12 protein-coding genes are annotated in these 12321 nt (G+C 63.3%); 7 read left to right on the top strand and 5 right to left on the bottom strand.

Features of this window, described 5'->3' with window-relative positions; genetic code table 11:
• Positions 1-2: 2 nt before the first annotated feature.
• The 3 genes from K1X74_04265 to K1X74_04255 all read right to left on the bottom strand — a co-directional run bounded on the left by K1X74_04265 (position 3) and on the right by K1X74_04255 (position 1603).
• On the bottom strand, positions 3-584 hold the full coding sequence (locus tag K1X74_04265) for a sigma-70 family RNA polymerase sigma factor (protein ID MBX7165544.1): 582 nt from the start codon (positions 582-584) through the stop codon (positions 3-5).
• Positions 585-742: 158 nt separating this feature from the next.
• Positions 743-1039, bottom strand: coding sequence for a hypothetical protein (locus K1X74_04260; GenBank protein ID MBX7165543.1), 297 nt, complete (start codon positions 1037-1039; stop codon positions 743-745).
• Between the two features lie 267 nt (positions 1040-1306).
• Complete coding sequence (locus K1X74_04255; protein MBX7165542.1) at positions 1307-1603, bottom strand: hypothetical protein; 297 nt, start codon at positions 1601-1603, stop codon at positions 1307-1309.
• Positions 1604-1961: 358 nt separating this feature from the next.
• On the opposite strand from K1X74_04255, the gene K1X74_04250 reads away from it, so the two are divergent.
• The 3 genes from K1X74_04250 (at position 1962) to K1X74_04240 (ending at position 3688) form a co-directional block, all read left to right on the top strand.
• Positions 1962-2135: a PEP-CTERM sorting domain-containing protein gene (locus tag K1X74_04250; GenBank protein ID MBX7165541.1), complete on the top strand. Its 174-nt coding sequence runs from the start codon at positions 1962-1964 to the stop codon at positions 2133-2135.
• Between the two features lie 162 nt (positions 2136-2297).
• Entirely contained in the window at positions 2298-3212 is a 915-nt protein-coding gene (locus tag K1X74_04245; GenBank protein MBX7165540.1) for a PEP-CTERM sorting domain-containing protein, read from the top strand.
• Between the two features lie 23 nt (positions 3213-3235).
• Positions 3236-3688 carry a hypothetical protein gene (locus tag K1X74_04240; GenBank protein ID MBX7165539.1) on the top strand — a complete coding sequence of 151 codons (453 nt, stop codon included), beginning with the start codon at positions 3236-3238 and terminating at the stop codon, positions 3686-3688.
• A gap of 448 nt (positions 3689-4136) precedes the next feature.
• On the opposite strand, the gene K1X74_04235 is transcribed toward K1X74_04240, so the two are convergent.
• Entirely contained in the window at positions 4137-5957 is a 1821-nt protein-coding gene (locus K1X74_04235; GenBank protein MBX7165538.1) for a redoxin domain-containing protein, read from the bottom strand.
• A 257-nt stretch (positions 5958-6214) separates the two neighbouring features.
• On the opposite strand from K1X74_04235, the gene K1X74_04230 reads away from it, so the two are divergent.
• Positions 6215-6754 carry a DUF1572 domain-containing protein gene (locus K1X74_04230; protein MBX7165537.1) on the top strand — a complete coding sequence of 180 codons (540 nt, stop codon included), beginning with the start codon at positions 6215-6217 and terminating at the stop codon, positions 6752-6754.
• Positions 6755-6799: 45 nt separating this feature from the next.
• Here the strand turns inward: K1X74_04230 and K1X74_04225 are convergent, their stop codons facing one another.
• Positions 6800-7714, bottom strand: coding sequence for a sugar phosphate isomerase/epimerase (locus tag K1X74_04225; GenBank protein ID MBX7165536.1), 915 nt, complete (start codon positions 7712-7714; stop codon positions 6800-6802).
• 267 nt (positions 7715-7981) lie between these two features.
• On the opposite strand from K1X74_04225, the gene K1X74_04220 reads away from it, so the two are divergent.
• From K1X74_04220 to K1X74_04210, 3 genes are all read left to right on the top strand, one after another.
• On the top strand, positions 7982-8155 hold the full coding sequence (locus tag K1X74_04220; GenBank protein ID MBX7165535.1) for a hypothetical protein: 174 nt from the start codon (positions 7982-7984) through the stop codon (positions 8153-8155).
• Positions 8156-8336: 181 nt separating this feature from the next.
• Positions 8337-10607 carry a dienelactone hydrolase family protein gene (locus K1X74_04215; protein MBX7165534.1) on the top strand — a complete coding sequence of 757 codons (2271 nt, stop codon included), beginning with the start codon at positions 8337-8339 and terminating at the stop codon, positions 10605-10607.
• Between the two features lie 108 nt (positions 10608-10715).
• On the top strand, positions 10716-12296 hold the full coding sequence (locus K1X74_04210) for a serine/threonine protein kinase (GenBank protein ID MBX7165533.1): 1581 nt from the start codon (positions 10716-10718) through the stop codon (positions 12294-12296).
• The last annotated feature ends 25 nt before the right edge of the window (positions 12297-12321 follow it).

Genomic DNA, 12321 nt, shown 5'->3' with positions numbered 1-12321 from the left:
TGCTAATCGGCCGGGCCCAGTTGTCGCTCGAGCCGCTCGATTCCGCGTGACAGCTGCATGCGGCGTGCCTGGCCGCTGCCGCCAATTCGCGCAGCAACCTCGTCCCAACTCAGCCCCTCGCTTCGAAGGTTGAGTATCTGCTGCTCCTCGTCGGTCAGAGAAACCTCCAATCGTGCCAACTGTTCCTTTTTGGAAAGGACCTCGCTAGGCGACGACTGCCGATCGGCCACCTGCTCGAGCGCGGCAGGGTCAGTCGACAGACGACGAACGTCACGAACCAGTCGCCGCTCTTTGCGGGCCCGCGACACTAGGCGATTGCGGGCCATGGTTACTAGCAGGCGGGCAAGTTGTTCGGGACGCTCCAGCTCATAGTCGCCGTTCGCCGCTCTCGAAAAAAAGATTGCCAAGACCGATTGGCTGACGTCAGCGGAATCGAAAGCCCTTTTTAGTCGATGGTCGCCGATCCGCGTTCGCACCTCGCGGCGAATCAAAGGCTCGAAGCGCCGCACCAGTTCCATGGCGGCTAGATCGTCGCCAGCACGAATGCGTCGCAAGAAGTCCGCGAAGTCAGGATTGTCGGACATGGATCGTGGTGCAACGGCAATGATCGTGATTGAGCGCCGCCGGCTTCGCCAGTTTTTTTCCGTGCACTTTGTGCGTTTAGGGATTGGAGGGCGCTATACGTGTAGGAGGGAACTTCCCAATCTTAGCAGGAGGCGAGGCCCCTTTCACGACTTGGAACTCAGAAGTCGCCCAAGAACTGTCCGTCGCGTCCGTCCACCACTGAGCGAATAACATGCCTCGGAAACGGCGTTTCTCGCGCGATCGTCGGAAATCCCGCGCCCCCTCGGGTTGTTTCCCGTACTTCCATCGGTCCTGCAGGGAAGTGCTCGAAGATCGTCGGACGTTCGCGGGCTGTTATGGCGACGTCGGCACCCGGGTTGACGCGGCGCTGGCGGGCATCACCGGCGTGCTCAACGGCATCAGCAGCGTCGCCAAGCTGCCGCTGATCAACGTCAAACTCGAAGACCGCGACCAACTTACCGATTCGCTCGACACATTTCGCGTGCAGTTCAAGAATCGGCTCGCCGGCCTGGATCCGGCCAACAGCGCGTTGCCAGTTAAGACGGCGACCTTCGAAGTGCTCGGTCCCAGCGCTGCGAACGTGCTGGCCGATCGCGCGGCGCCGGCTGGCATTGAAGTCGAGGACGTCTCGCTAAGGAATTTCTCGGCTTCGAGCATCGACATCTCGCGTGACCGGGTCCTCGAGATTTCCTTCAGTAGCAGCGTGGGTTTGGACATCGATTCAATTCCCTTCCGCCCGGTGGGGAATGGCAGTGAAGGCGGGTTTACGATCTGGCTGGAGTACGAGAACTTCAATTTCGGCTTCAAGAACGGATCTGCGTGCTTCGATACCAGCGCCGCCAATGAGCTGAAGTTCGAGATCGATGGCAAGCTTCCATCCGACCTCGCGGTGGGCCTCGGCTTCCAGATGTTCACTGTCGAGGACAAGCACGCCGGCCCGGACATCAAGCTCACGTTCAGCGCCGACGTCACTCCCTCGTTTGCGATTGCCAACCCGGCAATCGGCGGCGAGGTGCATCTGAATTTTGGCCTCACGGCCGAGGCGCTCGAGGGTCTGCCCCAGTTCCGCGCCGACATGGTGCTCGACTGGGTCATGCCCTCCGGCGGTGTCTCGCCGGGAGCAGCATTGGGCCCGTCTCGGGGCAGCTCCACGCTGCGGTTCGACAACGTATCAATCAACGTCGGCTCGCTGTTGCGTGGCCTGGTGCAGCCGTTGGCCGAACGCGCTCAGACGCTGCTCGAACCGATGCAGCCAATTTTCGACCTGCTGCATGAGCCGCTGCCGGTTCTCGATGACCTGTCGGCACTTGCTGGTAGACCGATCATCGACCTGGTGTTTATGTCGCAGACTCACAACTTACGTCGACAAGATCACGGTGACCGCCGCCCCCGAGCCATCGACGCTTGCTCTGTGCGCGATCGGCATACTGATCGGCCTGTGGTCGTTCCGCCGCGCTGCCATCGCCGTGCGACGGAGCAAGCAACACCGAAGCGCAGCCGTCGCTGCCCTCGGACCACCACCCCGAGGAAGCCCTTTCCTCCGCAAATAAACCATCAGCTAGCGGGCACGATTAACGACTGGGCACAAGCCTTTACGTCAAAATAATGGCCTCAATTGATGTGATTCCTGTAGTTGCCATTACGATTTCTAGCGGTTGAGAATCATCCACCCCACGATAAGTGAAACTTACATGCGCGCTTACCGAAAGTACTTGTTCTACACCTTGACCGTAGCCCTTCTGTCGTCCGCTACCACGCAGGCGGCGGGAGTGTATTTCGCTGGCGGATCGGCTGGAGGAGCGCTAGGTTCCTTTCAATTGCCCACGGACTCGTACGAAATCACTTCGATTGGCATTCCCGCTGGTTCGGAACTCTTCGTCAATTACGATGATCCCGCGACCCTTGGCGTGGGTTCATCAGAGGCAAGTATTTTCGGCCTGAAGTCGAGCTCCTACGCAAGGGCCGTCAACGAATCGAACTTCCCCCTTAATTTTGATTTTACTTTTAGTAACAGTACCAACGCCATCGCCGTTTGGTCGGACTTCATCGTGACGGGACCGGCGGGCCCAAGCACTGTGCCCATATCCGTGAACGCCTTGATTGACGGCTCGATCTTGGCCAGTATGGGCTCAGGCTCCTCGCCAACCTCTCGCTTAGGCGGCTCCGTGGAATTCTATATCGAATCTGGTCTATCAGGTGGATTTTGGAATAATAGTTTTGGCGGAACCTATGGACTTTCGATTACCCCAAGTGGTGGGCCGGTCTATGACAGAACCGGCCTGCTTGCCAACTTCGATGGTTCGACCGTCGTCACCACCGGAGTCTTTAACGTGCCTGTCAACACTCCCTTTGCGATCCGATTCGGCATGAACACTACGACGGTCCTTAGGACGGAATACGGTTCTGTATTCTCCATGGAGGTTGGCGTTGACTTCTCTCACACCGCTAAATTCGTGACAGACGGACCCGCCTTCAACCTTCCTGCCGGCTACACGATCAACAGCGTGGATGCGGGCATTGTGAACAACGCCTATGTTGCTGTCCCCGAGCCGTCGACCCTATGGTTGTCGGCTTTCGGTGTCGGCACAATCTTTATCGGCGCTATCGCTCGGCGTCGTGTGTCGTGAGTTCCGTGTCCTTGGGTGTCTGAATGGGCGCGCGAGCGACGTGCTCGGTGTCGAAGATTCACTCGCGGGCGAATCAGGTAGTACCAGATGTCATTGATCCGCCGGGGCGGTGGGTAGCTCGCTACATTCTCGCGGCCATCTTGGGCGCGGCGGGCGGTGTGTGTGGCTTGTATCGCGCTTTCGACGAGATCGGCTATCCCGGCTGTTTGTACTCGGGGGTGCCCATCGGCGCGATTGCAGGGTGTGCGTTCGGCTGGTTCGCGGGCACGGCGGTCGATCGGCGACGCAACTTGCGCAGGCTTCGCATTTCAATCGGAGAATTGCTGATCGCCGCGCCTGCGATCGCCTTTGGTCTGGCAGTGCTGTTCGGTCGAGGACAGGTGTTTCCGCCAGTTGACCCCATCTTGTTCACGGTTGTGGGAGCTGCTGTCCTCGTGGCACTCGCTCAGGGTGTCGCGGTGGCGATTTTGAACTAGCTAGGCCGACGCCCGTCAAAGGATCGCGGGACAGCGCCGCTGTGGCAGTTCTCGATGCGTTCGTTGTTGCTGTTTGCTGGTGTCTGCGCCTTGGTTCTAGTTGCCGTGTTTGTCAACGGAATCTTCTTGGACTTGCTAATCGTTGCCGTGCTCAGCGGTGCGACCTATGTTGCAGCGACCTCCTCGTTGGAGAGCCGCTGATCGGCTGTTCGAGCCCGGTGCGTGCTGCACTCGGTCTCTTTCTGACGGCCATGAATGAGATCACGGGGCTGCCAGCAGAGATCGTCATTCCGACCGGCGCCGCAAATCAGCTTCACTGCGCAGCGCGATGGCAGAGGCAAACAAGTTGCCGTCAAAACAAAAAACCGCGGCGGGTCGTAGGGACCCGCCGCGGCGTGTTGCTCTTGGGCTTGGACGCCGGCTGGGCGGCGCTGGTTATTGTGCGACGCTAGTTGCTGTCGCCCGCGTTCAGCGTCACGCCGTCGCCGTCGCCGGTGCCGAGCTCGGGCTCCGTCTTCTCGGCCAGCTCTTGCTGCACGTCCTGGTTCGGGTCGATCGTGGTGAAGAACCCGAACATCATTTCTTCCCACGTCTGATCGCCGAAGCGCACTTCATCGGCCGGGTCGGGATTGGCCGGGTTGTGGTCCGAGTTGTCGAAGTGGGCGATCGTGTGGATGCGGGTGCCCTTGGGAATCAGTTTCGGCTCGGCCAGATCGTAGCGCAACTGCCAGTTGAAGTCGTAGTGCGGTACGTCGAGCAGCACCTCGCGCGTCCCGTCGGGATACTCGGCCTCGTAGCGGAACGACTTGCCGCGCAGGTGCATGTGCGGCGTCATGCTCAGCAGCAATGAATCGCGGCGGAAGCGGTACTTGGCCGTGACTTCGTAGTTGTCGTCGCCCGGCGGAATCTTGAAACCGACGTTGCCCGCCACGCCGCCGCGCGCCGTGCGCTTGACCAGCTTCGGATCGATGAACTTGATGCCCACGTAGCTGCGGTCCTTTTGGGCCGTGCCGTTCGGGGTGTAGTGCATCTGGAAGGTCAGCTTGCTGCCCTTGGGCACGAACAAAGCGACGCCGTCGGGATAGTCCTGCGGAGGCATGCCGGGAGCATAGCCGGCCAAGCCGCCGCGCATCCCGCCCGAGCGATTGCCGCTTTCATCGGTGATGAACACGATGATATGGTGCACGACGGCCGGGTTGTCGGGCCGGGCCTCGGCGGCCATGACCCACTTGTCCTCGGTGAAGCCGGGATCGGCCGTGAAATACTGGTAATCGACGACGCCCTCGGCCGGAACCTCGAAGGCCTCGTCGTCCATGTAGACGACCTGGTCAGGCTGGCCGATCTTCCAGCCCTGCACAAACTCGCGCGGGGCCGGCAGATCCGAGTCCTCGCCCCGCGGGCAGCCGTTGGCGACCCACTCGTTGATCAATTGCTTTTCTTCGGCCGACAGCCGGGGGTCGTTCTTGTAGTGGCCGAACTCGGGATTGGCCGACCAGGGGGGCATGCGGCCGTCGTTGACCACTTCGCGCATCATCTCGGCCCAGCCGACGACTTCGTCGTAGTCGAGCAAGGCAAACGGCGCGACTTCACCCGGCCGATGGCATTCCTGGCAGCGATTCTGCAAGATACGCACGACCTGGTTCGAATAGGTCACCTCGCCGTGCGGCGCGACCTTGGCAACGCGGCCGATCAGGCAGCCCATCGCCTGCGTCTCCGGCTGGCTTACTTCCTTGCCCGCGAGCAGCTCTTCGAGCGCGATGGCCAAGTCGCGGCGCGTGACTTCGGGCCGGGCATACCCGCCAATCGTGTGCAGGCCGTACTGATCGTCGATCCGGCCGCGATAGCGAATCCGCCGCTGAGCGTCGATAACGAAGACCTGCGGGGTCCGCTCGGCGCCAAAGGCATCGGCGACCACGTTGTTCCCGTCCTTAAGCCAGGGCAGCGCCAGGGTGGTCTGGCGGATGAAGTGTCCCATCTCGGTCAGCGAGTCTTGCTGGTTCGAGTCGATGGCCAGGAAACCGACCCCCTGGGGACCAAACTCGTTGGCCAGCTCCTGCAAGCGCGGGGCGTAGATCTTTGCCAACGGGCACTCGATGCCTAGGAACGCCACCACGACAAGCTTGTTTTGAGACAAGACGGCGTCGAGCTTGACCTCGTTCCCGTGGTGGTCGGGCAGATTGAACAGGGGCACCTCCCGACCGATCGACCGGTTGGCCTCGACGGCATACGCCGGGCTGCCAGCCGCCAAGACGGCGAGCAGTGTGAGCATGGCAAGACGGGTCGAACGCGGGGAATGCATAGGGGATGTCCCTTCTGGTTCAAATTTAGGCAGCTAACTTTTTAACCCAATTGCCGAAGTGATAGTTTCACACGTTGGCAAATTCCAGGCCAACCGCCGGCGTCCAGTCCTCTGGGGGGGTAGGTTGGGGGCTTCCTGGCCTCGATAAGATTGTCGCAACTGGTGTTAATCGGGACCGTTTTGGCGCGAGACTCGGGATTGCCGGCAAACAGGAGCCGCGAACCACGATGACCAAGGTGCTACCAACGCTGGCCAGCGCCGTGGCGCTGTTCCAGCACCAGCGCAGGCTGGGCGAACGGGCCATGAGCCAGTTGACCGATGCCGAGCTGCGCCAGGCGCTGGCGCCGGGCACCAACTCGATCGCCGTCATTGTCAAACACATGTCCGGAAACATGCGCTCGCGGTGGACCGACTTTCTGCACAGCGACGGCGAGAAGCCGGATCGCAACCGCGAGCAGGAGTTTGCCGACGACTTTGCCGATCGCGGCGAGATTGTCGCCGCCTGGGACCGCGGTTGGGACTGCGTGTTCTCGGCGCTGGCCGACCTGATCGAATCCGACCTGCAGCACACGGTGACGATTCGGGGCGAGCCGCACAGCGTGATTCACGCCATTCACCGCCAGCTGGATCACTACGGCTATCACGTCGGGCAGATCGTGTTGATGGCCCGGATCCTGGCCGGCGATCGCTGGCAGCATCTGTCCATCGCGCCCGGCCAATCGGCGCAATTCAATCGCCAGATGGACGAGAACTGGCGGTCAACCTGAGCGCGCGGCCGCGCTGTGCGGTGCCTTTTGGATTGAGCTTGCCGTCTAACCGCGCAGGACGCGGTTCATGCGCGCCTTGATCTCGGCCAGGCGTTCGCGCTCGCCGCCGCGCACCTCGGCCGTGGCCCAACCCTGGGTGTAGCCGACCTCGGCCAGTGCCTGCGCGACGGCGGGCCAATCGCAATCGCCCTCGCCGATCTCGGCATCGAACCCCTTGCCCGGCCCCGACTGGTCGCGCAGCTTGCGGCTGTATTCCTTGATATCCAGCTTGACGATCCGCTTGCCCAGCACGCGGATCCATTGCTCGGGCCAGCCGTAGTTGACCACGTTGCCCACGTCGAAATAGGCGCCGACCCAGGGTGAGTCGAACTCGTCGATGTATCGGGCAGCCTCGAGCGGGCTGAGCAGAAACATGTTCCAGACGTTTTCGAAACAGATGCGGACGCCGTGCGCTTCGGCCACGGGCAGCACCCGGCGAATCTCGGCCTGCGAGCGCGTGTAGGCGTCGGCATACGACACTTCCTTGTTCACCACCGCGGGCACCAGCAGCACAGTCGAAGCGCCGTAGGCCTGGGCGTCGGCAATCGCCGTCTTCAATCCCTTGATGCCGCGGGCGCGCACCTCGGGGTCGGGATGCGAGAGCGTCTCTTTCCAATGCACCGAGTCGACCACGCCGTGAATCTTCAAGCCCGACTCGTCGCGGGCCCGCAGCACCTCGTCGCGCTCGAACGCGTTGGGACTGTCCATTTCGATGCCGTCGTAACCGAGTTCCTTGACGAGCTTGAATTTCTCGACGAGCGAACCCTGGCCGCCGACCATGCCGAATTTCACGGCGTGCTTGATCGCGGCAGTCGGTTCGGCGGCACGGGCCGAAGGCAGGCGACCTGCCGCCAACGCCCAGGCTCCGGCGGCACCGGACTGAATAAAGCGGCGGCGATCGAGGGCGGTCGTGGCGATCATGGTGCGGTCCTGGGGGTCTGGCAGGGAACGACGGATTTGCCGCCGATGATAGGCGGCCCTGATGCGGCTTTCCAGCCGTTGCTGCCGCCGCGGCTTGGGTTTGCGCTCGGCCGGTCCAGCAGACGAATCACGCGTGCCGTGATCTTTTCCGTGTCGGTGACGCCTCGAGGGATGGCGGCAACTAACGATCGGGAACAAGGGCGGCAGCGGCTCCAAGCGCGACCGTGCCGCTCCACACGAATGGGAACTAGAGAACCAGGCTGACAGATGAACAACACACATTTCCGCGTAACGCGGCAGGCGATCAACTTCGGGGCCTTCATGCCGGACGTGGCCCGGCAATATCCGCTCCTGGGCCCGGCGACGAACTTCCGTGGCGAGTTGCGCCGCCACGCCGCTAGCGATGCACGCCCTGTGAGCGTTGCCTTGGCCGCGCGGTGATCGTTCAAACCAGGTCTGTTAGACTGGCCGCCTGCGGTCAACCAACCTGGCGACGATCACTCGCAAAGGCGGCCCATCGATGCCGAGATGCGCTTTTTCACGGGCGGCGTGCGCCGCGTTGGCGTGCGCCATCCTGCTGCCGAACGGACCGTGGGCGAGTGGATCGCGAGCCGGCGAGCCCGTGGCGTTGCCTTCGTTCGAGCCGCTGACGGCCACCGGCGACCTGGCGGCGGCGATGGTCGAAGGCATTGACCGATTCGTCGATGCCGCAACCTCCGCGGTGCGTGCCGAACGCCGCGAACGTTGGACGCCCGATCCGGCTTTGATCGCAGGCGCGTGGGACAAACTATGCGCCGGCAAGCGCCAGCAATTGCTGACGATCGTCGGCGCGATCGATGCGCGAGTGCCAGCCGCCGAGCAAGGCTTCAGCGCCGCCGAGGGCCTCAGTTCGCTGATCGCCGAGGTGGCGGGCATCGGGCCTTACCAGGTTCATCTGGTGCGCTGGCCTGTGCTGGCCGGCGATGGCGGGCTGGTCGTCGAAGGCGAGGGCCTGCTGCTCGTCCCCACCGACCCGGCGCGCCCCGACACGCCACGCGAGCCGGTGGCCGACGTGATCCTCTTGCCCGACGCCGACCTGACCGGTCCGCGTGGCGAGGTGTCGCGCGCGTTCGTGGTCGAGACGGCGGGCAAGCTGGCTGCCGGCGGCAATCGCGTGCTGGTCCCGTTGCTGATCGACCGCGACGATACGCTCAGCGTCGTTGGCGGGGTACGGCCAACGAATCAGCCGCATCGAGAATTCATCTACCGGCAAGCATTCGAGCTGGGCCGACACGTGATCGGCTACGAGCTGCAAAAAGTACTTGCCGCCGTCGATCGTTTCGCCACGGAGCAGGCCGATACGAAGCGACCCTTGGCCGTCGTCGGCTATGGTGAAGGCGGGCTGCTGGCGCTGTATGCAGCGGCCGTCGATCAGCGAATCGATGCCGCGCTCGTCTCGGGTTATTTCGACTCGCGCCAAGAGCTGTGGCGCGAACCCATCTACCGCAACGTCTGGTCGCTGTTGGTCGATTTTGGCGACGCGGAGCTTGCGTCGCTGATTGCGCCGCGAACGCTGTTTGTCGAGGCCTCGCCGTTTCCCGACGTCGATGGCCCGCCCCCGCCGCATGACGGCCGCAGCGGCGCCGCTCCCGGCGTGTTGACCACGCCGCCGCAGCAGCGCGTGTCCGACGAGTTTGCCCGCGCGCAGCACATCGCGAAGGCAATGGGGTACGCGCAGCTAGGGCAGCTGATTCCCGTCGACCGACCGGGACAATCGATCGCGACGTTCATGACTGCCGTACATCACGATCTCGTGGCATCGAACGAGACGCAATTGCCGTCGGCCGTGCTCGAACGACTCGCGGCGCCAACTCGGCGCCAACGGCAATTCGAGCAACTCGTAGGCTACAACCAGTGGTTGCTGGGCGAGGCCGAGTACACTCGGGCCGCCTATTGGGCCGAGGCCGATCGCAGTTCGTTGGACACCTGGCGGCGTTCGACCGAGGACTATCGTCGCCGGTTCTACGACGAAGTCATCGGCAGCTTCGACCAACCGCTGCTCGAGCCCCGGCCCCGCGTGCGCAAGCTGTACGACGAGCCGAGCTACACGGGCTACGAGGTGCAGCTCGATGTCTTTCCCGAAGTGTTCGCCTACGGCATCTTACTCGTGCCCAAGGACATTCGCCCCGGCGAGCGGCGGCCGACCGTCGTGTGCCAACACGGGCTCGAGGGGCGACCACAGGATGTCGCCGATCCGCAGGTCGACAATCCTTCTTACCATCGTTACGCCTGCCGGTTGGCCGAACGCGGCTTCGTGGTCTATGCGCCGCAAAACCCGTACATCGGCCAGGACAAGTTTCGTTCGCTACAGCGCAAACTGAACCCGCTGGGCAAATCGCTGTTCTCGATCATCATCCCGCAGCACCGCCAGACGGTCCGCTGGCTGGCGAGACTGCCGGTCGTCGATCCCCAGCGGATCGGGTTCTATGGACTTTCCTACGGCGGCAAGACGGCGATGCGCGTGCCGGCCGTGGTCACCGAATACTGCCTGTCGATCTGCTCGGCCGATTTCAACGAGTGGATCTGGAAGAATGCCTCGGCGCGTAGCCCGTATAGCTACGTGGCCACGGGCGAGTACGAGATCTTCGAGTGGAACCTGGGCAATACGTTTAACTACGCGGAGATGGCGGCGCTGATCGCTCCGCGCCCCTTTATGGTCGAACGCGGGCACCACGATGGCGTGGCCCCCGACGAGTGGGTGGCCTACGAATATTCCAAGGTGCGACGGCTCTATGCGGCCTTGAAGATTCCCACGCGTACGACGATCGAGTTTTTCGACGGGCCGCACACCATTCACGGCGTCGGTACCTTCGCGTTTCTGCACGAGCACTTGCAGTGGCCGGCGCCGCACTAGTGCAGTGCCGGCGTCGAGCCGGGGCTGGGGCAGCGTTGTCAATCCGGCGGGCGGGCTCGATACTGGGTGTTGGTGACTAATTCGCCGACGCCGCAGCAGCCCTGACGCATGGCCGATCCGACGACATCTTCGCCCGCCGCCGGTCCCGAGGGACTCGTCGGCCGGCGTTTGGGCGATTATCAGATTCTCCGGCGGCTGGGGCAGGGGGCCATGGCCGAGGTCTATCTCGCCGAGCAGCTCTCGCTGCGCCGCCGCGTCGCCATCAAGGTGCTCAAGTCTCAGTTGGCCGGTGACGCAACCTACATCACCCGGTTTCAAAACGAGGCCCGGGCCGCGGCGGCGCTCGTCCATGCCAATATCGTGCAGATCTACGAGGTCGGTTGCCTCGAGGGCGTGCATTTCATCGCGCAGGAATACGTCGCCGGCGTCAACCTGCACGAGCTGCTCGTCCGTCGGGGTCCGCCCGAGCCGATGCTCGCGTTGTCGATCATGTGGCAGGTGGCCGCGGCGCTGGCCAAGGCCGCAGGGCAGGGGATCGTGCACCGCGACATCAAGCCCGAAAATATCATGCTGGCCGGCAGCGGCGAGGTGAAAGTGGCCGATTTCGGCCTGGCGCGCACCGCGCAGCCCCATGAGGCGGTGAACCTGACGCAGGTCGGTATCACGCTGGGGACGCCGCTCTACATGAGCCCCGAGCAGGTCGAGGGCAAACCGCTCGACCCGCGGAGCGATCTCTATTCGTTCGGCGTAACGTGTTTCCACATGCTTGCCGGCCGTCCACCATTCACGGGCGAGACACCCCTGGCCGTGGCCGTACAACACCTGCACAAGCAGCCACCCGCGTTGGCCGAACTGCGCGGCGATCTGCCTGCGGAGCTGTGTGCGATCGTCGAGCGGCTCATGGCCAAGGAGCCCGCGCAGCGGTTCGCCAGCGCCCGCGATGTGCTGGCTGCGTTGCGTGGCGTACCCGGCTTCGCCTCCGGCACGGACGGAGTACCGCAGGCGTCGTTGGAATTGCCCTTGCCGGCCGCGACGCCCACCACGCGGCTCGAGGCCACTCAGCGCCTCGCGGCAACCATGCAAACTTTGGCCATGCAGCCGCGCGTGCGCCTGCGGTGGCGCCTATGGTCTGCAGCGGCCGTAGCGGCGCTACTGGCCGGGGCCGTGATCGCCTGGTCGACGCGCGAACCGGACCTGCTCCAGGGCGCCGCCAGCCCGCCTGCGATTCAACGCCAGGCCACGGGCCGCGAACAGTTCGATCTGGCAATGAGCGTCGCGACCATCGAGGCCTGGCAAGCCGTTGAGCACTATTTTCCGACCGACGCCTACCATGTGCGTCTGGCAAGGCAGGAACTGGCCCGGCAATACCTGCAGCAAGACGACTACGATCGGGCACTCGTGCTGTTCCACGAGTTTGCCCTGGAAGAGGACGAGGAGCTGCGCGCCTTTGGCCTGGCTGGCCAGTTCGTCATCGAGACGATTCGTGCCCAATCGTCTGCGGCCCGGCAGACGCTCGCCGCACTGTGGCCGGTACGAGGCAAGCTGCGTGACGATCTGCTGCGCCAATCGTTCAACGCGGCCTACCGGACCATTCAAAAAGCGCTCGACGAGCAGACCTCGTCCCAGTGGCAAAGCTGGGTGGAAGAAAACCTGGGCGAGGACGCGGAATTGCCGCTGCTCGCGCCCTGAAATCGAGCGATTCCGCTGGCACTGG

This window comes from Pirellulales bacterium (assembly GCA_019694435.1).
In the GTDB taxonomy this organism is placed as follows: domain Bacteria; phylum Planctomycetota; class Planctomycetia; order Pirellulales; family JAEUIK01; genus JAIBBZ01.
This window is presented reverse-complemented; position numbering and strand designations above follow the sequence as displayed.

What these genes read in the sequence shown, in the direction of transcription:
- K1X74_04225 (MBX7165536.1), bottom strand. Translation starts at nt 7,714, where the DNA reads ATGATCGCCACGACCGCCCTCGATCGCCGCCGCTTTATTCAGTCCGGT.
- K1X74_04240 (MBX7165539.1), top strand. Translation starts at nt 3,236, where the DNA reads ATGGGCGCGCGAGCGACGTGCTCGGTGTCGAAGATTCACTCGCGGGCG.
- K1X74_04230 (MBX7165537.1), top strand. Translation starts at nt 6,215, where the DNA reads ATGACCAAGGTGCTACCAACGCTGGCCAGCGCCGTGGCGCTGTTCCAG.
- K1X74_04220 (MBX7165535.1), top strand. Translation starts at nt 7,982, where the DNA reads ATGAACAACACACATTTCCGCGTAACGCGGCAGGCGATCAACTTCGGG.
- K1X74_04255 (MBX7165542.1), bottom strand. Translation starts at nt 1,603, where the DNA reads ATGCACCTCGCCGCCGATTGCCGGGTTGGCAATCGCAAACGAGGGAGT.
- K1X74_04210 (MBX7165533.1), top strand. Translation starts at nt 10,716, where the DNA reads ATGGCCGATCCGACGACATCTTCGCCCGCCGCCGGTCCCGAGGGACTC.
- K1X74_04265 (MBX7165544.1), bottom strand. Translation starts at nt 584, where the DNA reads ATGTCCGACAATCCTGACTTCGCGGACTTCTTGCGACGCATTCGTGCT.
- K1X74_04235 (MBX7165538.1), bottom strand. Translation starts at nt 5,957, where the DNA reads ATGCTCACACTGCTCGCCGTCTTGGCGGCTGGCAGCCCGGCGTATGCC.